The 21,588-nt window shown below is 70.1% G+C and carries 19 protein-coding genes; 6 read left to right on the top strand and 13 right to left on the bottom strand.

All coding sequences use genetic code 11. The annotated features are described in order from the left end of the window. The first annotated feature begins 40 nt into the window (after positions 1-40). Positions 41-475 (top strand): MerC domain-containing protein, encoded by a 435-nt coding sequence (locus tag RN901_RS13790; RefSeq protein ID WP_310758877.1) that lies wholly within the window; start codon positions 41-43, stop codon positions 473-475. On the opposite strand, the gene tadA is transcribed toward RN901_RS13790, so the two are convergent. Continuing rightward, positions 472-939 carry a tRNA adenosine(34) deaminase TadA gene (gene tadA, locus RN901_RS13785; protein WP_310758876.1) on the bottom strand — a complete coding sequence of 156 codons (468 nt, stop codon included), beginning with the start codon at positions 937-939 and terminating at the stop codon, positions 472-474. The two genes, RN901_RS13790 and tadA, sit on opposite strands and share 4 nt — an antisense overlap. Then, a complete protein-coding gene (gene gltX, locus RN901_RS13780; protein ID WP_310758875.1) occupies positions 936-2,411 on the bottom strand; it encodes a glutamate--tRNA ligase in 1,476 nt (491 codons plus the stop codon). Before gltX ends, tadA begins: the two co-directional genes overlap by 4 nt. Before the next feature lie 101 nt (positions 2,412-2,512). On the opposite strand from gltX, the gene RN901_RS13775 reads away from it, so the two are divergent. Then, positions 2,513-3,802, top strand: a complete 1,290-nt coding sequence (locus tag RN901_RS13775; protein WP_310758874.1) for an acetyl-CoA C-acyltransferase — start codon at positions 2,513-2,515, stop codon at positions 3,800-3,802. On the opposite strand, the gene RN901_RS13770 is transcribed toward RN901_RS13775, so the two are convergent. Next, a complete protein-coding gene (locus tag RN901_RS13770; protein ID WP_310758873.1) occupies positions 3,747-4,883 on the bottom strand; it encodes a COX15/CtaA family protein in 1,137 nt (378 codons plus the stop codon). The two genes, RN901_RS13775 and RN901_RS13770, sit on opposite strands and share 56 nt — an antisense overlap. Before the next feature lie 112 nt (positions 4,884-4,995). Between RN901_RS13770 and RN901_RS13765 the strand changes: the two genes are divergently transcribed. After that, on the top strand, positions 4,996-6,750 hold the full coding sequence (locus tag RN901_RS13765; RefSeq protein WP_310758872.1) for an ABC transporter transmembrane domain-containing protein: 1,755 nt from the start codon (positions 4,996-4,998) through the stop codon (positions 6,748-6,750). On the opposite strand, the gene RN901_RS13760 is transcribed toward RN901_RS13765, so the two are convergent. Continuing rightward, positions 6,747-7,319 carry a TlpA disulfide reductase family protein gene (locus RN901_RS13760; protein ID WP_310758871.1) on the bottom strand — a complete coding sequence of 191 codons (573 nt, stop codon included), beginning with the start codon at positions 7,317-7,319 and terminating at the stop codon, positions 6,747-6,749. The two genes, RN901_RS13765 and RN901_RS13760, sit on opposite strands and share 4 nt — an antisense overlap. Further along, positions 7,306-9,027, bottom strand: coding sequence for an amidohydrolase family protein (locus tag RN901_RS13755; protein ID WP_310758870.1), 1,722 nt, complete (start codon positions 9,025-9,027; stop codon positions 7,306-7,308). The genes RN901_RS13760 and RN901_RS13755 overlap by 14 nt, the downstream gene beginning before the upstream one ends. Positions 9,028-9,142: 115 nt before the next feature. Here RN901_RS13755 and hemE point away from each other — a divergent pair, with 115 nt between their 5' ends. Beyond that, a complete protein-coding gene (hemE, locus tag RN901_RS13750; protein ID WP_310758869.1) occupies positions 9,143-10,165 on the top strand; it encodes a uroporphyrinogen decarboxylase in 1,023 nt (340 codons plus the stop codon). 39 nt (positions 10,166-10,204) lie between these two features. Here the strand turns inward: hemE and hemG are convergent, their stop codons facing one another. Then, entirely contained in the window at positions 10,205-11,470 is a 1,266-nt protein-coding gene (gene hemG / locus RN901_RS13745; protein ID WP_310758868.1) for a protoporphyrinogen oxidase, read from the bottom strand. Positions 11,471-11,563: 93 nt separating this feature from the next. Here hemG and hemH point away from each other — a divergent pair, with 93 nt between their 5' ends. Further along, positions 11,564-12,628, top strand: a complete 1,065-nt coding sequence (hemH, locus tag RN901_RS13740) for a ferrochelatase (protein WP_310758867.1) — start codon at positions 11,564-11,566, stop codon at positions 12,626-12,628. A gap of 19 nt (positions 12,629-12,647) precedes the next feature. Here hemH and RN901_RS13735 read toward each other — a convergent pair whose 3' ends face one another. Further along, on the bottom strand, positions 12,648-13,244 hold the full coding sequence (locus RN901_RS13735) for a hypothetical protein (RefSeq protein WP_310758866.1): 597 nt from the start codon (positions 13,242-13,244) through the stop codon (positions 12,648-12,650). A gap of 153 nt (positions 13,245-13,397) precedes the next feature. Here RN901_RS13735 and RN901_RS13730 point away from each other — a divergent pair, with 153 nt between their 5' ends. Continuing rightward, the gene (locus RN901_RS13730; protein WP_310758865.1) at positions 13,398-14,471 is read left to right on the top strand and encodes a Glu/Leu/Phe/Val dehydrogenase dimerization domain-containing protein; all 1,074 of its coding nucleotides are present in this window, start codon (positions 13,398-13,400) and stop codon (positions 14,469-14,471) included. Here RN901_RS13730 and RN901_RS13725 read toward each other — a convergent pair. The 6 genes from RN901_RS13725 to RN901_RS13700 form a co-directional block, all read right to left on the bottom strand. Further along, positions 14,468-15,076, bottom strand: coding sequence for a nitroreductase family protein (locus RN901_RS13725; RefSeq protein ID WP_310758864.1), 609 nt, complete (start codon positions 15,074-15,076; stop codon positions 14,468-14,470). The two genes, RN901_RS13730 and RN901_RS13725, sit on opposite strands and share 4 nt — an antisense overlap. Positions 15,077-15,158: 82 nt before the next feature. Continuing rightward, entirely contained in the window at positions 15,159-16,628 is a 1,470-nt protein-coding gene (locus tag RN901_RS13720; protein WP_310758863.1) for an amidohydrolase family protein, read from the bottom strand. A 44-nt stretch (positions 16,629-16,672) separates the two neighbouring features. Continuing rightward, positions 16,673-18,109 (bottom strand): amidohydrolase family protein, encoded by a 1,437-nt coding sequence (locus RN901_RS13715; RefSeq protein ID WP_310758862.1) that lies wholly within the window; start codon positions 18,107-18,109, stop codon positions 16,673-16,675. Positions 18,110-18,158: 49 nt separating this feature from the next. Continuing rightward, the gene (locus RN901_RS13710; protein ID WP_310758861.1) at positions 18,159-20,384 is read right to left on the bottom strand and encodes a multicopper oxidase family protein; all 2,226 of its coding nucleotides are present in this window, start codon (positions 20,382-20,384) and stop codon (positions 18,159-18,161) included. Beyond that, positions 20,381-21,172: an SDR family oxidoreductase gene (locus RN901_RS13705; protein ID WP_310758860.1), complete on the bottom strand. Its 792-nt coding sequence runs from the start codon at positions 21,170-21,172 to the stop codon at positions 20,381-20,383. The genes RN901_RS13710 and RN901_RS13705 overlap by 4 nt, the downstream gene beginning before the upstream one ends. Next, on the bottom strand, positions 21,172-21,552 hold the full coding sequence (locus RN901_RS13700) for a cupin domain-containing protein (protein ID WP_310758859.1): 381 nt from the start codon (positions 21,550-21,552) through the stop codon (positions 21,172-21,174). The genes RN901_RS13705 and RN901_RS13700 overlap by 1 nt, the downstream gene beginning before the upstream one ends. Between the last annotated feature and the right edge of the window lie 36 nt (positions 21,553-21,588).

Raw genomic sequence — 21,588 nt, 5'->3', positions numbered from 1 at the left:
CACGCTCTGCCCTCTTCGCTTCCGGCGTCGACGCGATACCATGAAAAACTCTTTGGCAACCGCCCCGTCGAGCGCGTATCTGGTTTCCGGATCGCGTGTGGCCGCGTGCGCTGCGGCCTGGTGTGGCGTGCACTGTGCGCTTACGCCGTTTCTCGTCGCGGTGGCGCCGGCGCTCGCGCTCTCCGAAGGCGTCGAGCGAGCTTTTCTGGTTGGGACCGTCGTTCTCGGCGCGGCCATACTCGTGCTGGGCCCCGCCGGCAGGAACGCGGCCGTAATCCTCACCTTTGCAGGGGGCACGGTGGTCTGGGCAGCCTCCCTCGCCGGTTGGCTCGAGCCGCTGCCCGAGACCGCGACATCGACCGCCGGCAGCCTGGTTCTCGCCGGCGCTCTGGTGCAGGGTGCCCGCATCTGCCAGGCCGGCGAGTGCGCGGCGTGCGAAGACGACGAGCCTGCGGATCAACGAGGGCTGAGCTAGCGCCGCTGGCGGAAGAAGTCCCGCAGGAGACGCGCGGATTCCTCGGCGAGCACGCCGGACACGAGTTCCACCCGATGGTTCAGCCGCGGGTCGCAGACCAGGTTTTCGATCGATCCACACATCCCCGCCCTGGGATCCGCAGCTCCGAACACGAGGGTGCGGACACGCGCCAGGACTGCGGCACCGGCACACATCGCGCACGGTTCGAGGGTGGCGTACAGGGTGTGCCCCTCCAGGCGCCAGTCGCCGAGGCGGGCAGCGGCGGCCCGCAACGCCAGAACTTCCGCGTGGGCCGTAGGGTCGGAGTCGGCGCGCGTCCGGTTGTGCGCCTCCGCCACGATTTCGCCCTTCGAGTCGAGGACGAGCGCGGCGACGGGTACCTCCCCGCTTTCGCCGCCGAGGACCGCGAGTTCGAGCGCCCGCCGCATCGGCGCCTCGTGCTCCGCCGGCCACGTCCCGGTCACGCCGTGGCCACCCGGGCTTCCAGGAAACGAACCGCCGCGGCGAGCCGGGCCAGGGCCCGCGCCCGCCCCATCGCCTCGAGCACCTCGAAGATCCCCGGGCTCACGCACTGCCCCATGAGGGCGACGCGGAGGGGGTTGATGATCCGCCCCGCGCCAACCTCGAGGTCCGCCGCGAGACCCCGCACCTCGGACTCCAGCGTCTCCACGTCGCGGAAGGCCGCATCGCCGGCGAGACGCTCCGCCAGGCGCCGCAGGTGGAACGCCGTCTCCTCCGGCCGCTTCCAGAAACGCTTCACCGCATCTTCGTCGTAGAAGACGCTCACCGCGAAGAAGGGAGCAACCTGCCGCGCGAGCGCGGGGAGCGTCCGGGGACGCCCCTTCACGAGATCGATGATGCGCGCCAGACGCTCCGGCGAGGTCTGGAGTCCCGGGTGGCTCCCGGCCGGATCCCGCCCCTCCTCCCGCGCCTGCCGGCCGAGAATCTCGACGACCGCCGCGGCCAGGTCGGCCGCCGGAGCGTCCGCGATGTGGCGCCCGTTCAGCCAGCCGAGCTTCTCCAGGTCGAACACCGCGCTCTTCTTCAGCACGCGACCGATGGAAAACGCCCCGATCAGGCCTTCGACGTCGAACACCTCCCGGTCGTCCCCGGGAGACCAGCCGAGGAGCGCGAGGAAGTTCATCATCCCCGCGGGCAGGTAACCGTCGTCGCGATACGCGAGGACCGAGAGCGCGCCGTGGCGCTTCGAGAGTCGCTTGCCGTCCGGCCCGAGGATCAGCGGCACGTGCCCGAAGGCGGGGAGCGGCCGGCCGAGGGCCCGGTAGAGGAGGATCTGCTTCGGCGTGTTCGAGAGGTGGTCGTCCCCGCGGATCACATGCGTAATCCCGGCCTCCGCATCATCGGAGACGACGGCGAGATTGTAGACGGGCGTCCCGTCGGACCGAAGGACGATGAAATCATCGATAGACCGGGCGGGGAACGACATCGGCCCGTGGACCATGTCGTCCCACTCGATCGCCTCCTCCGGCACCCGCACCCGGACGGCGAATGACTCTCCGGCATCGGCCCGCGCGGCCGAGACGGCGGCATCCAGTCGTCCACAGCGGCCGTCGTACCCGAATCCCGACCCGGCCCGCTTCGCCTCTTCGCGGCGCGCGGCGAGTTTCTCGGCGCTGCAGAAGCACCGGTAGGCGGCGCCCTGACCGAGCAGGTTCAGGGCATCGCGCCGGTGCCGCTCGACGCCGTCCGCCTGAAACACGGGACCTTCGTCCACGTCCAGACCCAGCCATGCGAGTCCGTCCACGATGGCCCGCGTGTGCTCGGGGCGGGAACGCGCCCGATCCGTATCCTCCACGCGCAGGAGAAACGTCCCGCCCGCGCGGCGAGCATACAGCCAGTTGAACAGCGCGGTGCGCGCGCCGCCCACGTGCAGGAAACCGGTGGGGCTGGGGGCGAACCTCACCCGGACCGTCATGAAGGCTCCTCTTCCGTTGGGAAACCGGTCGAGCTCCGCGCGCCTGCGCACCTCGGCCGGGATTGTTCCATCTTGAATGGACGACCGATAGGATGCCACGCATGAGCCCCGGATCCGCGTTCGTCCTCCCCGGCCTCCGCAGTCCATTTGCGAAGATCGATCGCGAACTTTCGCGCTTTGACAGTCTGGCGCTGTCCGCCCCGGTCATCCAGCAGACGGTGGCGGGAGACGGAGGTCCGGGCCGCGAGGACGCGGGGCGGATCGATCTCTTCCTGTGGGGCGCGGTCATCCCTTCGCTCACGGTGAGCAATTGGGGCCGGGAAGTCTGGTTCGACGCCGGCCTCGAGGCGAGCGTTCCGGCCCAGGGCATCGTCCAGGCATGCGCCACCTCGATCGCCGCCGCGACTCACGGCGCGGGCCAGGTCGCCGCGGGACGGGCGAACCTCGTCCTCTGCGGCGGCGTCGAATCGATGAGTCACACGCAGATTGGACTCTCGCCCGGACTCAGCCGGACGATCCGACGCGTGGGCAGTGCGGGGAGCCCGCCGCGCATGGTGCGGACGCTGGCGGGGATCCGCCCCCGCGACCTCCGGATATCGGCCCCGGCGGTGAAGGAGCGAACGACGGGGAAGACGATGGGGCGGCACGCCGAGGAGATGGCCCGCGAATGGGACATTTCGCGCGAGGCCCAGGACCGCTTTGCGCTCGCGAGTCACGAGGGCGCCACGCGGGACGAGGGGGCGTTCTTCCGGCGGCTGCTCGTCACGCCCGGCACCTTCCCCATCGACCGCGACACCCTCCCGCGCGCCGGGACGTCGCTGGAGAAGCTCGCCGGCCTCCGCCCCGCCTTCTCCCGCTCCGAGGGGACGCTCACGGCGGGCAACTCCACGCCGCTGACGGACGGGGCCGCGGCGTGCTGGGTGGCGTCCGAGGCGGGACTCTCGTCGCTGCCCGAGTCGCTGCCGCGGGCACGCCTGCTCGACTGGCGCCAGGCTGCCGTCGATCCGGACCGGGAGGGGCTCCTTATCGCCCCGGCCCTCGCGATCGCCGAACTGCTGCACCGTCACGGACTGACGCTCGAGGACATCGGACTGTGGGAGTTCCACGAGGCGTTCGCGGCGCAGGTCCTGTGCACGGTCGCGGCGCTCGAGGATTCGAAGTGGCTCGCCGCGCGCTCCTCCGCGAAGGGCGGCCTCGGCACGTTCCCGCGCGACCGGATCAATCCCAACGGCGGGAGCGTCGCGCTCGGACACCCGTTCGGCGCCACCGGGGCGCGCATCCTTTCCCAGACGGTACTCGAACTCGCGGATCGCCCGGCCGGGACGCGGGCGATCGTCAGCGTATGCGCCGCGGGCGGTCTCGGCCACGTGGCGCTGCTGGAGGCCGTTTAGCCGCCGGCACCATCCGGGCGCCGGCATCCGCGCGCCGGAGTTCGAACGCCAGGCCCAGGAGCGCGGTGAAGAGGACGAGCGCGTTCGCCTGGTGGAGCGCCGCCAGCGGGATGGGGACGAACATCAGCAGCGTCGCGACCCCCAGCGCCGCCTGTACCCACGCCGCCGCGAAGCCCGTGTGCGCCCACGTCCTCGCCGGAGCCGGGGCGCGCCGTGCGCAGGCCCACCAGAGCGCCGTCACGCCCGCGAGCAGAAGCATGGCGAGGATACGGTGGTTGAACTGCGCCGTGGTCCGGTCCTCGAAGGGACTCAGCCACCAGGGGGACGCCCCGAAGAGGTCAGGCGGGATCCAGCCGTCCCCCATCCGGGGGAATGTGTTGTAGACGAGTCCCGCCTCCAGCCCGGCCACGAATCCGCCCGAGAGCAGGGTGAGCGCGGCGAGGCCGACCACGAGAGCGGCTCCGCGTCGGAGACGGGCGCCCCCAGCGGCTTCCGGGTCGCCTTTCCCCGCCCCGGGGCGCAGCAGCGAGAGCGCGGTCCAGAGCGTGAGGGCGTAGACGAGGACGGCGAGCGCGAGATGCGCGGTCAGCCGGTAGGGACTGACGCGAGGGATGTCGACGAGTCCGCTCCGCACCATCCACCAGCCGAGCAGCCCCTGCGCGCCGCCCAGCGCGAACAGGAGCAGGAGGCGCGGGATGAGAGACCGCGGGATCATCCGGCGGATGAGGAAGACAGCGAAGGGGACGATGAAGACGAGCCCGATCACGCGCCCCAGCAGCCGGTGGGCGTACTCGAACCAGAAGATGCGCTTGAATTCGCCCAGCGACATCCCCCGGTTCACGAGCCGGTACTCCGGAGAGTCCCGGTAGGCGGCGAACTCGCGCTCCCAGCCCTCGGCGCTCATCGGGGGGATGACGCCGCTCACCGGCTCCCAGTCGACCATCGAGAGGCCCGATCCGGTCAGGCGGGTCACGCCTCCAACGACGAGTGTCGCCGCGACGAGTGCGCAGCCGACGAGGAGCCAGGCCGCGATGATCCGCGCGTGGCGCCCCGATCCGCTCTGAAGAGGAGGCGATGGCATGAGGGGTTCCGGGGTGCGTTTGCGCCGGTTTCGTGACCCGTGCGAACTTCGGTCCCTCCCGGAGTCACCGGGGCGCGGAAGATAGACGGGGACGGTGGAGAGGCCAAGCGCGATGTCGGACTCCGGAGCACGTATTTCGATGTTCGCCGTCCAGCGGCTCGCCCCGAGACTGCGGGCCCACCGCCCGGCGCTCGCCGGGGCCGGGATCTGCCTCCTCCTGAGCACGGCGATCGGGCTCGCCTTCCCCCTCATCGTCCGCTACCTGATGGATGCGGCCTTCGGCGAGGGCGACCCCGCCCTCCTGGGCGCGATCGCGCTCGGACTGCTGGGACTCTTCGCGCTGCAGGGCGTGTTCAACTTCGGAGAGACCTACTGGCTCGGGGCGACGGGCGAACGGGTCGTGACGCAGTTGCGCGACGAACTCTTCTCCAAACTCGTCCGGCTCCCTCCCGGCTTCCACTCGGGCCGAGCCAGCGGCGAACTCACGTCGAGGCTGGCCTCCGACTGCTCGACGCTCCAGCAGATCATGGGGCACCAGATCGCCGAACTCGTGCGGCAGATCCTCTTCCTCGTCGGTGCCGTCATCCTGCTCACGCTCCTGCACTGGCAACTGATGCTGACGACGCTGGCCGTGGCCCCCATCGTCGTCCTCGCCGGCTTCGCCCTCGGCCGTCTCCTGCGGCGGCGGAGCACGGAGGTCCAGGACCGTCTCGCCGCCGCGCACGCCGTCGCGGACGAAGCCTTCGGCCAGATCGAGGTCGTGCAGGGGTTCGTCCGGGAAGCGTGGGAAGAGGCCCGCTACCGGGCCGGGATCGCCGCGGCGCTCGAGGCGGCGCTCGGGCGGGCGGTCGTGCGGGCGGTCCTCTTCGGCGTGCTCACGGTCGTCGCGTTCGGCGGCATCGTGGTCGTCCTCTGGCAGGGCGGGCGGCTGGTTTTGGCGGCGCAGATCACCGCGGGGCAACTCGTGTCGTTCCTCCTCTACGCCTTTTCCGTCGCGGCGGCGATCATGGCGCTCGCGTCGCTGTGGGGCTCCTACCAGGAGGCGCAGGGCGCCGCACGCCGAGTCTTCGATCTCCTTGACTGCGGCAGCGAGATCGTGGAGCCGGAAGCCCCGGAACCGCTCGCGGGGAATGGACCGCCGGAAATCGTTTTCGAGGGCGTCTCGTTCCGCTACGGCGAGGACGAACCGTGGGCCCTGGAGGGGATCGGAGCCACGGTCGCGCCCGGCGAAGTCGTCGCGCTCGTGGGTCCGAGCGGCGCCGGGAAGACGACCTTCGCGTCACTGATCCCGCGCTTCTGGGATGCGACCGAGGGGAGCGTGCGCGTACGTGGGACCGACGTTCGGGACTGCGGCGTCGCGGACCTGAGATCGCGGATCGGCATCGTGCCGCAGGACCACCCGCTCTTCGCCGGCACGATCGGGGAGAACATCGCGTACGGGCGGCCGGACGCGGACCGCCGGGCGATCGAGGAGGCGGCGGCGGCGGCGCACGCGCGCGAGTTCATCGAGCGGCTTCCGGACGGCTACGACACGCGGGTCGGCGAGCGCGGGGTCCGGCTCTCCGGCGGGCAACGTCAGCGGATCGCGATCGCCCGCGTCCTCCTCAAGGGACCCGAGATCCTCATCCTGGACGAGGCGACGAGCGGCCTGGACGCCGAAAGCGAGGCGCTGGTCGAGGAGACGCTGCAGCTCGCCTCCACCGGGCGAACGACCGTGATCATCGCCCACCGCCTGCGCACGGTGCGGCGTGCCGATCGACTGTTCGTCCTGGATCGGGGGCGCCTCGTCGACAGCGGCCCGCACGACACGCTGATCGGCCGCTGCGCACTCTACGCCCGCCTCTACGAGGGTCAGCAACTGGGCTAGCGAAGGAGGGTTTCGATCTCCTCCGTCAGGGATGCGGCGGTCTGGGGACCGAGGAGTTCCTTACGGATCCAGCCCTCCGGGTCCACAATCACCGTGGTCGGAAACCCGACGGCTCCGAAGGTGGCAACGGCGTCATCCATCCCCATCATCCAGTTGGGGTATTCGACGCCGAAGTCCTCGAGGAAGTCACGGATCTCATCGACGTCGCCGGAGTCGACGGCGAGTCCCAGGATGACGACGGGTCGGTCGTCGTAGATGCGGGCCAACTCCACGAGTTCCGGCAGCTCGTCGCGGCACGGGAGGCACCACGTACCCCAGAGGTTCGCGACGACCACGTTGCCGCGCAGATCGCGAAGGCTCGCCTCGCCGCCGTCCAGGGTGCGAAACACGTTGCCGGGTGCGGGCTTCGCGCCCGAAGGCACCCCATCCGGGGCGCTCGCGGCCAGGTCACCGTCCGCCGCGCCCCCGGCGGCTTCGGACGCGTCGTCGCCCGCGGCGCACCCGAGTCCCATCAGCGCAACGAGCGCGACAGCACTCCACCCACCCGTCGTCCGGTCAGCTCTCATCATCCGCCTCCGGCGTGAGGACGGCTCCCGGCAGCGCCCAGGTCAGCCGACCCGCGTCGACTACGAAGGTGCCGCCCACCAGCACATAGTCCACGCCCGACGCGTACTGGTGCGGTTCGAAGAACGTCGCGTTGTCCTGAAGTTCGTCCAGGTCCAGCACGGCGATATCCGCCACCATTCCCTCCCGGATGAGACCCCGGTCGCGGAGCCCCATGACCTGCGCCGGGAGACTCGTCATCGAGCGCACCGCGCTCTCCACCGACAGGATGCCGAGATCCATGGCGTAGCGCTTGATCTTGCGCGGGAACGTGCCGTAGAAGCGCGCATGCACAGGTCCGTCGTCCAGGAGGGAGATCCCGGCGTCGGACGCCGTCACAAGCCACGGATGAGCCGAGAACTCCTCGACATCGATCTCGGACAGGGAGAACCCCCGCACGCGCGCCCCGCCCGGTCTCGCGCGGTCGCCCTCGAGCTGCAGCCGGATCGCCACCTCGACCGGGAACGCGTCCCATTCGGCCGACAACTCGGCCACCGTCTTGCCCACCAGCGTCTCATCGGGATGGTCCATGATGACGAGGTTCTCGGGCCCGCCGCGGCGGCTGATCTCGTGGGCGATATCGAGGCGGACCCGTTCGCCGCGTTCGGGATCGGAGAGCGCATACGTCAGCACCGCGGCGTAGTCGACCGCTTCCTGGCCGCCCGGACGCCCGCCCGGTCCGCCGCCCGGGAAGATCCAGCGGGGGAGGAGCACGGTGCTCCCATCGCTTCCCGTCGTGTTGTAGGGGTACTGGTCGGCGAAGATCGGAACTCCGCGCGCCCGGGCCCGCTCAATCAGGTCGACGAGCGCCCTTCCCGCGCCCCAGAAATCCGCTCCGCGGGCCTTGATATGGGTTGCCACGGTCGTCACGCCCGTGCGTTCCGCGACTTCGATGTCCTCGAGGACCGTCTGGATCATCGTCGGCGGCCCCGGATCGTCCTGGCTCGGCCAGAACCACATCGGCGTCATACCCGAACTGCGTTCGTGCACGATGTAGATCCCGCCGCCCCGTCCTGCCGCCTCGACGAGCGGGAAGAGTTCGGACGTCTCGCTCCAGATCCCCGGCACGTACTCGAGCCCGGCGCTGAGGCCGTACGCGCCCTCCGCCATCCCCTGCTCCACCATCTCCGTCATGCGCTCAACCTCGGCCGGGGTCGATGGCCGCATGAAATCGTCGCCGAGCGCCATGCGGCGGATCGTGTTGTGCCCGACCATAAGCGCCGCGTTGGGGCCGTGGCCGCGGGACTCCAGGCGGCCGCGCTGGTCCGAGATCGGCCACTGCCCCCCGCCGTCCTGGTTGATGACGACGGTGGTGATGCCCTGACTCACGAGGTTCGGGGCGGCCCGGCGGCGCGCACCCTCGCTTCCGGCGTCTCCCTCCGCGTCGAGTCCCTGGTCCGCGTGAGAATGAATGTCGATGAAGCCGGGGACGACGTACCGGCCATCGAGTTCGATCATGCGGTCGGCCGTGGCGTCGGCCAGATCCCCGACGCGGAGGATGCGCCCGTCGCGAATCCCCACATCCGCGCGGAACCATGGATTCCCCGTGCCGTCCAGGACGCGTCCGCCACGCAGCAGGATATCGAACGCCGGTTCCTGAGCGGCCGCGTTCGCGATGTGCAGGAAGCCGAGGACGGCGGAAAGAAGGAGCGTGCGAAGGTCACTGCGTTTCATGATCGCTTCTCCCGAGAGAGATCCGAGGTCGTCGGCCGAAAGCTACGACAGGTCGCCCACGGGTCCAACCGGGCGGTTTGGCGCTCGGCATGCGACGGGGTAACATCGGCGGGCCATGAACGATCTCCTTCTGCGCGCGCTCGCGCGCCAACCCGTGGAGCGGACGCCGGTGTGGTTCATGCGGCAGGCGGGACGCTCCCTCCCCGCCTATCGCGAACTCCGACGGGAGCGCGGGTTTCTCGAACTTGTACGCGACCCGCAGGCGGCCGCGCAGGTCACGCGACTCCCGCTCGAGTACTTCGATGTCGACGCGCTCGTCCTTTTCATGGATCTGTCGACGCCATTCGAGGCTGCCGGAATCGAGATCGAACTGCGCGCCGGCGTCGGGCCCGTTCCCCTCCCCCCCTGGGGCGGCCTCGCCGACGCGGAACGCCTGCGCCCGTTCGAGCCGCGCGACCGCCTCGCGTTCGTGCTCGAGGCGATCCGCGTCCTCGCCGCGGACGAAGAGCGCCCGATCATCGGCTTCGTGGGCGCCCCGTTCACGCTGTGTTCGTACCTCGCTCGCGGCACGCGCGACAGCCGGCTCGCGCAACTGCGGGCCTTCATGCTCCGGTCCCCGGCGCTCTGGGACCGGCTCGCGGGGTTCTGGGCCGAACACCTGGCGGAGTTCGCGATCGCCCAGTACGAGGCCGGCGCCAGCGCGATCCAGGTGTTCGATTCCTGGTGCGGCATCCTCGACCCTCACAGGTACCGGACGCATGTGCTTCCGTACTCACGCCGCCTGCTGGAACGGCTCCGTGAGAAGGGGATCCCCACCGTGCACTATGGCGCCACACACGCCGCGGTGGCGGAGGCGGGAGGCGACGCGATCAGCGTTGATTGGCGCACGCCCCTCGACGAGGCATGGGACATCATCGGGCCGGAGCGCGCGATACAGGGGAACCTCGACCCGGCCTGCATTCTCGCGGGCGACGAGGCGGCGCGCGCGGGTACGCGCGATGTGCTGCGCCGAGCCGGTGGCAGGCCCGGACATGTCTTCAACCTCGGGCACGGCCTCCACCCGGATTCCGATCCGGAGGTCATCGGCGCCGTCGTCGACGAGGTGCGGCGCTGGAATCCGCCGGACAAGAACCGCTGAGGGCGTTCCCGCGCGGGAACGCCGGCAGCCGGGACGACCTCAGGCGCCAGCGGCGAGACCCTCCGCCACCGACTCGGCTTCGGCGATCCGACTCGATATGCCCAGCCGTCCGGTGTAGCCGGCGGCGAGCGTGATTCCGGGAGGAAGATCGAGTCCATCCAGCGCGGTCCACGAGCCGTCATACGCCGGGAGCCGTGGCCGGGCCACGCGGATCGGGGTCGCCGCCACGCCATGGATCGCCTCGTACTCGTCCGCCGCGGTCTGCTCGAGTCGGGCTACGTCCCATGCGGCCACACCAGGGTCCAGGCCGCCGCCCAGATAGGCCGTGCAGACGCCGTCGCGCCCGAACAGCGAGGCGTTCCACGTCACCCCGCGCGTACGCCACCGTTCTCCCAGCGCGACCTGGAACCCGAACCCTTCGGGCGCGCTCTCCACTTCCAGCGGCACCACGGCCACGCGGTGGTACCGCAGCCCCGCGAGACGGTCCGCGGCCGCGGGCGCGACGTTCCTCAGAAGATCCGCCGCGGCGGAGGCCGGCGTAGCGATCGCCACGTGGTCCACGGCTTCCGAGTCCGGGCACCCGCCCGCGTGGCCGATCTCGAATCGCCGACCGGAGCGTCGGATGTCCTCGACCGGTGTGGACACGCGGATCCGTTCCGCATGCCGCCGCGCGATCGCGCGCGGGAGGGTCGCCATGCCGGCCCGAAACGTGAAGGCGGGCGCGGTGGCGGCCGGCTCCCAGCGCCGAGCCGCGGCGAGCAGGCTGCGCTTCACGCCCAGCGGCCCGAGGAGCATCGGGAGGACGCGCGCCGCCGGCATCGTCTCGGGATCGGATCCGAAGGTCGCGGAAATCAGGGGACCGAAGAGCCGCCCGTACGCCTCGCGCCCGACCTTGCGGCGGAAATAGCGGGCCACGGACTCCGGCGGCCGAATCCCCCGGGTCAAGGGTTCGAGGGCGGCGCGGACGCGGCCCGCCGGCGATAGCAGGTCGCCCGTCAGGAGCCCGCGCGGCCGGTGCGGCACGGCCCTAAGGCGGCCACGGGCCCAGATGAACAGCCGCGCTCCGGGCCGCGCCTTCAGAATCTCCCCCCGAAGCTCCAGTTCGTCGACGAGTCGCTGCACCGGGGGCGAAAGCCGCGTCCGCTGGGGGCCGAGTTCGACGACCCGGCCGTCGTGGCGGGAGGTGCGGATCACCCCGCCGACGTCATCGGCCCCCTCGAAGAGGATCGAGTCGACGCCACGCCGCGCCAGGGCGTGCGTGAGCGCCAGCCCGGTGATCCCTCCGCCGATGATTCCGACCCGCATGCCTCCCCCCTTCCAGCGTTCGGCAAGGAGGCGGCAACGTTCGGAACGCTCCCGGCGCGGGCAAGCCGGGGACCGCGCCGATATGTTCGAGCGATGGCGAACTTCCAACCCCGACCCGCCGTCCTCCTCCTGAACTTCGGCGAACCGAGAGGAGCGGACCCGGGCGCCGTCACCCGCTTCCTGGAGCGGATCTTTCTGGCGAACGCGCGGCTGGAGCCGCACACGGACATGGCGGCGGCCCGTACACGAAGCCGCGAGCTTGCGCGGCGGCGGACGCCCGGTCTGCTCGAAGTCTACGAAAGGATCGGTGGCTCACCGCTCGATCGGCAGGCGGAGGCGCAGGGCGCCGCGCTCGACCGGGCGCTGAAGACCCGTGGCCACCCGATGAGCGTGACCGTGGGTATGCAGTTCACCGAGCCATCGATCGAGGAAGCTCTGCGCCGCTTGCGCGAGACGGGGGCGGCGGCAGTCGTTCCTCTGCCCGTCTACCCGCTCTGCGGCCCTTCGACCACGGTCGCGGCGCTGAACGAAGTCGAGAGAGCGCTCGAACGTATCGGATGGCGCCCCGAGGTGCGCGGCGTGACCGGGTGGCATCGTCATCCCCTCTACGTACGTCTTCGCGCCGATGCGATCCGCCGCGCCGCCGCGGAAGCCGGCTGGAGCCTGACCGATCCGGGGGTCCGTCTCGTGTTCAGCGCCCATGGCACCCCGCTTCGGTACATCGAAGAGGGCAGCCGCTACGTGGAATACGTCGAGGAGTGGTGCGCAACCCTGGCCCGCGCCCTGGACGTAAACACGTGGACGCTCGGTTACCAGAACCACACGAACCGGCGGATCGAATGGACCCCGCCGAACATCGAGACCGCGCTGGAGCACCTCCCGGGCGTCGCGAAGATCCTCGTCGACCCCATCAGCTTCATGCACGAGCAGTCGGAGACGCTGATGGAACTGGACGTGGATCTCGCTGGGCACGCCGCCGCACTCGGCCTCGAGTTTCGCCGCGTCGGCGTACCGCACGACGATGAAACGTTCGCCGAGGTGCTGGCCGACCTGGCGCTGGCGGCACTGGGCGTCGACCTTCCGGCCCTGCCTCCGCGGACTTCGTGCCGGTGTCGCCCGGGAACGGATGTCTGCTTCAACGGCGAGCCGTTTTCCTGACTTCGGAGTGCCGGAAGAGTCAGCCCTCCGGGCGCGCGGTCAGGTCTTCGATCACACGGCCACCGACGCTGTCCACCTGGCCGCGGATGACACACGCCAGCATGTCGGCGGCTTCGCGCAGCATCGACGCCGGTTCCCGCCGGTCGCCCTCGAAACGCACGACCTCGCCGAGGAAGATCCCGACCAGTTGAGTGGACCCGGAGGCGTCGCTGCCCGCCTTGATCGCGTCGTCGTACGCCGCGCCGGGGACGCTGGCCCTCCACGGCTCATCCCGCTCGGATCCGCCCGGCGACGCCCGGTCCATGGGCACGAGCGCGAGCAGGCTGCCTTCCATGCCGGGACCACCCTTCCGGACGTTCAGCGCGAGCGCGACCGGCCTGTCGAAAAGGTCCATCTCGAGGAAGTCCTTCACGCTGTCTCGGGGGATGGCGCAGCGCCCGATCGGCCTGTCTTCGTGGAAGGTTCCGATGCAGATGCTGCCCCGGGGAGTCAGGTGGTGTTCGATCGGCCGGACATCGAGCTTGACGGGAGTGGCGGTGCCGACGAGGACGTGTTCGCGGCGACTCTCGGCCTCGCGTGACGGGGGGAGCATGTCTCCGAAGAACAGTGTCGTCATCCCATCACCTCCCGGTCGGTCGCCGCCCTCTTCCTCCCGAGCACCGATACGCGATCGCGCCCCACATGTTCCAATGTCGCCCGGGCGGGCAGCGCGCGATAGTCTGACCGCGCTCGCGCACGCGATGGCGTACGAATCGAACATGGAGAATGTATGACCCGCAGCTTTCTCGATGTCGTCGAGGCGTGGAACGGCGAGTCCGTCGTCACCACGTTCGACTCCGCCACCGGGGCCTGGATGTTCGTCGCGCTGCACGATACGCGGCTGGGGCCGGCTGCCGGAGGAACCCGGATGGCCTCCTATCCTGCGCCCGTCGACGGTCTGATCGACGCCATGCGCCTTGCCGAGGGCATGACCTGGAAGTGGGCGGGCGTCGGCATTCGGTTCGGCGGCGGCAAGGCGGTCATCGCCATCCCGGACGACCTGGGCGACGAAGCCCGCGCGGGCCTGGTCGATCGATATGCGGCACATCTCGTCTCGCTCCGCGGCGCCTTCCAGACCGGCGTCGACATGGGTACGACCCCGGAGGACATGGCCCGTATCGGCGCCATCTCCGGGTACGCCGTCGGCCTCGTGGACGGGAAGCCGGGCGATCCCGGGCCGTACACGGCGCGTGGCGTGTTCGCCGGGATCCGGGCCGCACTCGCGCACCGGTTCGGCGAGGCGGCTGTCGGCGCCCGCTCCGTACTCGTGCAGGGGCTCGGCGACGTCGGCTTCCCGCTCGCCGGGCTTCTCGCCGAGGCCGGGGCGGCGCTCTACCTGACCGACCTGCGCGAGGACGCCGCCGAGCGGGCGCAGGCCCGCTTCGGGGGGACGGTCATCCCCGCCGGCGATATTTGGGACGTAGATGTGGACGTGTACGCGCCCTGCGCTGTCGGGGCGACCCTGAATCCGGATACGATCCCCCGCCTGCGCTGTGGGATCGTCGCCGGTTCCGCGAACAACCAGCTTCTTTCGGAGGCCGACGCGGAGAGGCTGCGCGAGCGCGGGATCCTTTACGCCCCCGACTACGTGATCAACGCCGGGGGGGCGGTCGCCTTCGCCGCCATCCACCAGGGCGAGCGGGACGAGACGCGGCTCCGGGCCCAGGTCGACGAGATCGGGTCGTCACTGCGAGAGATGTTCGAGGAAGCGGCCTCCGCCCGAGAATCGCCGCTTCACGCGGCCCGCCGACGGGCGCAGCGGTTCCTCAACGCCAATGGCGGACCGTCAGCCGGCGCCCGCTAGCGGCGGGAGGCGATGCGGTCCAGCGGCTTCTTCGTGATGTCCGGAACGAGCGCGTCGTCCGCCGGATAGCCCACGACGAGCAACAGGAAGGGCCGTTCGTTGGGGGGGCGGTCGAGGACCTTGTTCAGGAAGCCCATGGGGCTCGGCGTGTGGGTGAGGGTGGCGAGCCCCGCGTGGTGCAGCGCCGTGATGAGGATCCCGGTGGCGATGCCGACGGATTCCGTCACGTAGTAGTTCTTGAGCTTCTCCTCGCCGCGCACTTCGTAACTCTCCGCGAAGATCGCGATGAGGACGGGCGCCGTCTCCAGGAACGGTTTGTGTTCGTCCGTTCCGAGGTGCGCGAGCGCTTCGAGCCAGGCGGCCGGCGCGCGATGCTCGTAGAAGTCGCGCTCCTCCTTCTCTGCTTCCGCCCGGATCCGGTGCTTCACCTCCGGGTCGCGCACGACGACGAAGTGCCACGGTTGCCGGTTCGCGCCGTTGGGAGCCGTGCCCGCCGCCTCGATGCAGGCATCGATGACCTCCTCGGGGACGGGCTCGTCGGTGTACTCGCGTACCGTCCGGCGGCGCCGCATCTCGTCGCGGAAGGCCCGCGCGCGGCTCACCATGTCGTCCTCCCCGCGCCGCGTGAACGTCGTAAGCGGAACCGGACGGTACGCCCCCCCGTCGGTCACAGGATCGATGCCGGATTCAGCGGATCCCGACGAGGCCGCGCGTCGCCTGGATCAGCTCGCGGGAATCGTATCCGACCCCGTCCTTGAACACCCAGCGGACCGCGCGAATGGCGCTCGGGTCGCTCCCCGGATCGCCGTTCAGGACGATGAGGTCGGCGAGTTTTCCGACTTCCACGGTGCCGAGTTCGTCATCGACGCCGAGGATCTTCGCGCCGTTGGCGCTCACCACCTGCACGGCCTGCACCGGCGTGAGCCCGGCCTCGAGCAGCAGCTCGAAGTTCCGCTGATTCCCGAAACCGGGAAGCGCTCCGCCGTTGCCGGTGGGATCGACGCCCGAGGCGAGCAACCCGCCGGCGTCGACGAACGCCTTCTCGAAGCGCATTTCGTTCCGGAAGTTCTCGGGGTCGGGTCCCATCTCCTGGATACGCCCCCGCTCATCCAGGTAGGCTTCCCGGAGGTCCGGAGCCATCAGCTCGAGCGTCCGCTCGTCCACGACGTCGCGGTCGGGAAAGAAGGCCTCGTAGACCGAGAGCGTGGCGGTGAGTCCCACGCCACCCTCCACCATGGCCTCGATCGTCTCCCGGGCAATGGGGCCCGTGGGGTCCGAGCCGCCGGCACGCTGCATGATGTTGCCGGGACAACGGTCCGGCTCCTTCTCCGGCACGAAATCGGACGCCGTGAGCATCCCGTGCTCGAGGTTGTCGATCCCCAGCGCCACGGCCTCCTGGAAGCTCACCGAGCACAGGTGTCCGGTGACGCGGAGGCCCAGACGGTGCGCCTCCTCGATCGCCGCCCCCAGTTCCGCGCTCCCGATCGACGTGTACGCCTTCACCCAGGTGGCCCCCTCCTCCGCCCAGTACTCGACGAAGCGCCGCGCCTGTTCGGGGGAAGTCATGCGGGCCTGGTGGGGCGAGCCCGTCGAGCCGGTGATGTACGGCGCCGTGATGTGGATGCGGGGACCCGGCGAATCGCCGCGGTCGATCGCGTCCTTCAGATGGACATCCGCGTAGGGAGTGAAGCTCCCGGTCGTGCGGATCGTCGTGACGCCGGAGCCCAGGTAGAGCCGCGGCGCGCTGTAGCCGAGCTGTACGCGCCGTCCCCCCACGGAGGTGTAGAACAGATGGTCGTGCATGCCGACCATCCCGGGGATGACGGTGTGGCCGCCCAGATCGTGACGGTCCGCATCCTCCGGTACGGCGACGGACGAGGCGGGGCCCACAGCGGCGATCCGCCCGTCGCGCAGCAGCACCGTCTGATTTTCGAGGACCGGGCCGCCGGTGCCGTCGATCACGCGGACGCCTTCGAGCGCCACGGTCGGCCCCTGCACGGCGACGTAGCCGCGAGTTTCCTCGGACAGCCGACCGTAGCTCTGCGCGACCAGCCCATCGGTGAGCCCGGCCGTCATGGCCGCACAGGCGGCGAGAACCGCGGACGCGGCGCGAGCCGCGGAGATCGTGTTTCCGGCACGGCGATATTCGCTGGACATCTTCGTTCCTCTCTTGACGGGTCCCTTCTCGACGGGCGCCCGGGTCACCGAATCCCCACCATCCCCTTCACGGAGTCGATGAGCTTCTCCGAGTCGTAACCGACGCCGTCCTTGAACACGACCGTGACGTTCCTGATGATCGCGGAATCCGACTCGAGATCGCCGTCGAGCACGACGAGGTCCGCGAGTTTCCCGCGTTCTATCGTCCCAAGCTCGTCGTCCACGCCCATGATGCGGGCGCCGTTCGCGCTCACGATCCGGACCACGGTGGGGGCGTCGAACCCCGCTTCGATGAGAAGCTCGTAGTTGCGCTGGTCTCCGAAGCCGGCGATCGCCCCGCCGATCCCCGTCGGATCCACGCCGGCCGCGAGCACGCCCCCGGCCTCGACGAAGCCGCGCTCGAACGCCATGTGCTTCTGGAGGTGCGCCTCCGTCATCGGCCAATCCGGGTTCGCCTCGATCGCGTCCACGGTCTCCAGGTAGTCCTCCCGCACCTCGGGCGCCATCGCCTCCAGCGTGCGCTCGTCGAGGACGGCCCGTCCCTTCGTCATGGGCTCGATCACGGCCATCGTCGAGGTCATCCCCACATCGTTCTCGACCATGGAGAGGATCAGCGCGCGGGCCGTCTCCCCCGACGGGTCCCCCTCTTCCCCGACCGTGACCATGGAATTGGGTGGACACTCGTCGGGCTGCTTGCGCGGATCGAAGTCCGTCGCGGTTCCGAACCCGTGCTCGATGTTGTCCATTCCCAGATCGACGGCTTCCTGGAAGGTGATCGAACAGATGTGGCCCGTGACCCGAAGGCCCTGCGCGTGCGCCTCCCCGATGACGGCGGCGAGTTCCGCGCGGCGGATCGTCGTGTACGCCTTGATCCAGGAGACGCCCTCTCCGGCCCAGTAGCGGACGAAGCGGCGCGCCTCCTCGGGCGAGTTGACCTGCGCCATGTCGCCGAGCGCCGGGTTGGGCCCCGTGACGTACGGCGCCGTCACGTGCATGCGGGGCCCCGGCGCGAGTCCCCGTTCGATGCTCGATTTGACATTGAGGTCAGCGTAGGGCGAGACGCTGCCTGTCGTGCGAATCGTCGTGACCCCCGCCGCGAGATAGAGGCGCGGGGAGGAGATGTTGCCCTGGGCCATGCGGCCCCCGGCCCCCATGAAGAACATGTGGTTGTGGAGCCCGATCATCCCCGGGATCACGGTGTGTCCCGGCAGTTCGCGGACCTCGGCGTCCGGCGGGATCTCCACCGTGCCCGCCGGACCGACCGCGGCGATCCGGTTTCCCTCGATCACGACCGTCTGGTTGGTGCGGCCGGCGGCGCCGGTCCCGTCGATGACCTTGACGCCGGTGAGAGCGACGGTCGGGCCGGCGACGGATACGAACTCCGAGGTCGCGTCGTTGAGTTCGGCCGCGGACTGCGCGGACAGGTCGGCCGGGGCGAGAAGGACCGCGAGCGCCACGGGGGCCGCGATGAGCTGTCTCATGGGGAGACTCCTGTGAATTGGGCCGTTCAGGGCCCGAAAACGTACCGCATCACGGCTCCACCGTGAACACCATCTTCATGCCCGCCTCCAGGTGCTCGGCGATGTGGCAGTGCAGCATCCAGCGGCCGGGATTCGAGAGTTCGAGCAGGAGGTCGAGCGAACCGCCCACGGGGACGACCGCCGTGTCCTTCCAGGCGAGGTTGTCGTGCGCCACGCCGTTTGTGGCGAGGACGAGGAAGCGCTGGCCGTGGATATGGATCGGGTGCTGCATCTGGTGCAGCGTCTCCCGGCGGCTCCGGAGCCGCAGTTTGACGACGTCGCCCACGCGGAAGTTCCACCGGATCGCCTCGTTCTCGAGCCCCGTGGAGGGTTCGCGCAGGGTCCATGACACGTTTTCCGGCGTCGATATGAGGTTCATCATCGGCATCGTTCCCGACCACTCGATCGGGTGGAAGTACGCCGAGTCCACCTGCATGAGACGCTCGACGACGAGTGGGAGGTCGCGCGTCGTCATGTCGAGTTCCAGCGTGAGGTCCACCGGCCGGTCGAAGAGGGGGCGGTACGGCGCGATCTCGTCGCGCGCCCGGCCGTTCTCCCGCAGCGCCTCGAAGGTCGTGGTCAGGTCCGGCGTCGCGTCCCCGCTGCCGACGCGAACGACCCCCAGCGTGTCCTGTTCGGGGAAAAAGCTGCCGCCGATGTGGTCGATCCCCTGGACCCCGTTCAGGAGGGCGTAGCTCCCGCTCTCGGGGAAGGCGACATGCACGATGTAGCGTTCCGCCGGCGCGATGATCACGCTCTCGACCCACGCCTCCCGCTCGAAGTTGCCCACGTCGGCGCCCACGAGCTTCATGGGCGCTCCCCCGAAGGAGAGGTTGAACGTCCGCGTGTTCGACGCGTTCGTGAAGTAGAAGCGGACGACGGACCCGCGCTCAACGTCCAGCGCGTAGTCGGGCTCCCCGTTCACGAGCATGGTGTTGCCGAAGCGGCCCATGAGGGCGTGCGTGGCGCGCTCCAGTCCGAAGGGGACGATCCCGTGCTCGCCCACGAGCAGGTCGTCGAGCATCACGATCTCCTCGCGGTGCACGGGTCCGAAGTAGTCGGGATCTTCCGACCGCACCATGAGGTTGCCGGCCAGCCCCAGGTCCTGCTGGACGTCCTCGCGGTGGTGGGGGTGGTACCAGTAGAGGCCGGGGTCGGGGAAGTGCACCGTGTAGCGGAAGCTCTCGCCGGGCAGCACGACATCCTGTGTCAGGCCCGGGACGCCGTCGAAGCGGTTGTCGAGCCGGAGTCCGTGCCAGTGGATCGCGGTCGGCCAATCGATCCGGTTCGTGAAGTCGATCGTGACGGTCGCGTCCTCGGGGACCCAAAGGAGGGGCCCAGGGATCTGCCCGTTGAAGCCGTAGCCGAGGAGCTCGCGGCTCCCGATGCGGCGGCGCACGTAGACGGCGTCGAGGGAGAGCGAGTCGCCGTCGCCGAGTTCGATCAATTCGCGGGGGCGCGCATCGACGATCTCGCCTTCCCATCCGTCTCCCGGCAGCCAGGGCTGCACGTCCGGCCGAAGCTCCATGAGCGACGGGAGCATCATGACCCCGTCGGGCATCGGCACCCCGCTCCAGGCGTCGTCCATCGCCATCTCGCCGGGACCCATCCGCGAGGCGCCGAGCGCGAACTCGAGGAAGTCGGCGGGCTGCATGCGGCTGGAAGGCGACTGGGCCCGCAGCACGTAGGGACCCGCCGGCTCCACGTCCGCCCCCTCGGCCCCTCCGGGCTCCGATCCGGACTCCGCCGTGACGAGGACGAGGAACTTGTTGAACGCGACCTGCCCCACCTCGACGCGTCCGCGTGCGGGGACCTCGCCGAGCCGCTCGATGGGCCATAACACCTGGGTCGAGGCCCAGGCGACGTAACGGTCGTACGGACCGAGCGTCGAGGGCGGCGGAAGGTCCGTCGAGATCACGGCGTCGTACAGAAGCCGCCCGTCCGGCGTCACCCCCATCGAGAACGGCCCCCGAGGTCGGCGCAACTCGACCGTACCGGCCGCGCCGGGCACGCGGGGCGTCGGGAACAGGGACATGCAGTACAGGTCGGCGTTCGCAGCGGCCCCCTGCTCTTCGCCGGGCGTGCAGGGAGCGGCCTCCTGTCGCGGCGGCATCTTCGGGGGCGCCGCGCCCACCCACAGCCAGAGCGCCCCGCACAGCGCCCCGGCGGCACCGAGCGCCGTCGCACCGGCCGCGATGGCGCTTCGCCCGGATGAACGCCAGGCCCCGGAGGTCAATGGAGAGCTCGCGTGCGCCCCCCGTCGACGGCGATGGACACGCCGGTGACGTAGCTGGCGCGCTCGGAGGCGAGGAACGCCACGACCGCGGCGAACTCGCGCGGATCGCCGAGACGGTTCGCCGGGATTGCGGCGTGCCACCCCGCTTCCACCTCCTCCGTCGAGATCCCCGCGGCTTCGGCGCGCACGGCGGCCAGCTCCTCAAGCCTCGCGGTGCGCGTGAAACCGGGGAGCACATTGTTCACCGTCACGCCATACGCCGCGACCTCGTTCGAAAGAGATTTGGCAAAGCCGGTCACGGCGGCGCGCACACTGTTGGAAAGGATCAGGTCAGCCTCCGGTTCCTTGGCGGCGACAGAAGTGATGTTCAGGATCCGTCCCCAGCCCCGCTCCTTCATGCCGGGCAGGACGGCGCGGGTGAGATCGAGGGCGCTCTCCAGGTTGAGCCGTACGGCCGCTTTCCACGCCGCCCGGTCGTGGTCCTCGAACTTCCCTGCCGGCGGGCCGCCCGCGTTGTTCACGAGGATATCCACGCGTCCGAAGCGGGCCATCGCCGCTTCGACCAGGCCGCCCACGGCCGCGGGGTCCGACAGGTCGGCCGGGATTCCGACGACATCGCCCGGTCCGCGTGCGTCCGCGGAGGCCACGGCCTCCATGAGCGCCGCCTTCCCTCGCGCGCACATCAGCAGGTGCGCCCCTTCCGCCGCCAGTTCTTCCGCCACGGCCCGGCCGAGGCCCCTGGACGAGGCGGCCACCAGGGCGACGCGGCCCGCGATCCCCAGGTCCATCAGTCGTCCGTGTCGTGAAAGTAGGAGTCGGTCCCGTCGAGCCAGTCCGTGCGGGGGGGACAGAAAATGTCGAGATCCAGCGTCTTTTCGAGTGCTATGGCCTTGTGCGGGACGTGAGAGGGGATATGGAGGATCTCGCCCGCTCGTACGACGACTTCGTCCTGCCCGTCCTCGCCCAGCCAGAAGTGCAATGCACCCTCGAGGATGTATGTGAACTGTTCATTCTCGTGCGAGTGGGTGGGAACGACCGCACCCTTCTCGAGCAGAACCTGCGCAATCATGGCCCGGTCTCCCGTCACCATGCGCCGGCCCAACTGCCCGGTCACGCGCTCCCAGGGCAACTCCTCCCAGCGGAAATGCCGGGGCTTCGCTTCGCTCATGACGTTCCCTCCCTGCGTGATGTATTCCGGATCCGG

Origin of the sequence: Candidatus Palauibacter soopunensis (assembly GCF_947581735.1) — a bacterium.
Taxonomy (GTDB): Bacteria; Gemmatimonadota; Gemmatimonadetes; order Palauibacterales; family Palauibacteraceae; genus Palauibacter; species Palauibacter soopunensis.
Note: the sequence above shows the minus strand (reverse complement) of the source record. Positions and strands in the feature narration are given on the sequence as shown.

What these genes read in the sequence shown, in the direction of transcription:
- RN901_RS13735 (WP_310758866.1), bottom strand. Translation starts at nt 13,244, where the DNA reads ATGACGACACTGTTCTTCGGAGACATGCTCCCCCCGTCACGCGAGGCC.
- RN901_RS13775 (WP_310758874.1), top strand. Translation starts at nt 2,513, where the DNA reads ATGAGCCCCGGATCCGCGTTCGTCCTCCCCGGCCTCCGCAGTCCATTT.
- hemG (WP_310758868.1), bottom strand. Translation starts at nt 11,470, where the DNA reads ATGCGGGTCGGAATCATCGGCGGAGGGATCACCGGGCTGGCGCTCACG.
- RN901_RS13705 (WP_310758860.1), bottom strand. Translation starts at nt 21,172, where the DNA reads ATGGACCTGGGGATCGCGGGCCGCGTCGCCCTGGTGGCCGCCTCGTCC.
- RN901_RS13765 (WP_310758872.1), top strand. Translation starts at nt 4,996, where the DNA reads ATGTCGGACTCCGGAGCACGTATTTCGATGTTCGCCGTCCAGCGGCTC.
- RN901_RS13700 (WP_310758859.1), bottom strand. Translation starts at nt 21,552, where the DNA reads ATGAGCGAAGCGAAGCCCCGGCATTTCCGCTGGGAGGAGTTGCCCTGG.
- RN901_RS13725 (WP_310758864.1), bottom strand. Translation starts at nt 15,076, where the DNA reads ATGGTGAGCCGCGCGCGGGCCTTCCGCGACGAGATGCGGCGCCGCCGG.
- RN901_RS13770 (WP_310758873.1), bottom strand. Translation starts at nt 4,883, where the DNA reads ATGCCATCGCCTCCTCTTCAGAGCGGATCGGGGCGCCACGCGCGGATC.
- gltX (WP_310758875.1), bottom strand. Translation starts at nt 2,411, where the DNA reads ATGACGGTCCGGGTGAGGTTCGCCCCCAGCCCCACCGGTTTCCTGCAC.
- RN901_RS13730 (WP_310758865.1), top strand. Translation starts at nt 13,398, where the DNA reads ATGACCCGCAGCTTTCTCGATGTCGTCGAGGCGTGGAACGGCGAGTCC.
- hemH (WP_310758867.1), top strand. Translation starts at nt 11,564, where the DNA reads ATGGCGAACTTCCAACCCCGACCCGCCGTCCTCCTCCTGAACTTCGGC.
- RN901_RS13790 (WP_310758877.1), top strand. Translation starts at nt 41, where the DNA reads ATGAAAAACTCTTTGGCAACCGCCCCGTCGAGCGCGTATCTGGTTTCC.
- hemE (WP_310758869.1), top strand. Translation starts at nt 9,143, where the DNA reads ATGAACGATCTCCTTCTGCGCGCGCTCGCGCGCCAACCCGTGGAGCGG.
- RN901_RS13720 (WP_310758863.1), bottom strand. Translation starts at nt 16,628, where the DNA reads ATGTCCAGCGAATATCGCCGTGCCGGAAACACGATCTCCGCGGCTCGC.
- RN901_RS13715 (WP_310758862.1), bottom strand. Translation starts at nt 18,109, where the DNA reads ATGAGACAGCTCATCGCGGCCCCCGTGGCGCTCGCGGTCCTTCTCGCC.
- RN901_RS13755 (WP_310758870.1), bottom strand. Translation starts at nt 9,027, where the DNA reads ATGAAACGCAGTGACCTTCGCACGCTCCTTCTTTCCGCCGTCCTCGGC.
- RN901_RS13760 (WP_310758871.1), bottom strand. Translation starts at nt 7,319, where the DNA reads ATGATGAGAGCTGACCGGACGACGGGTGGGTGGAGTGCTGTCGCGCTC.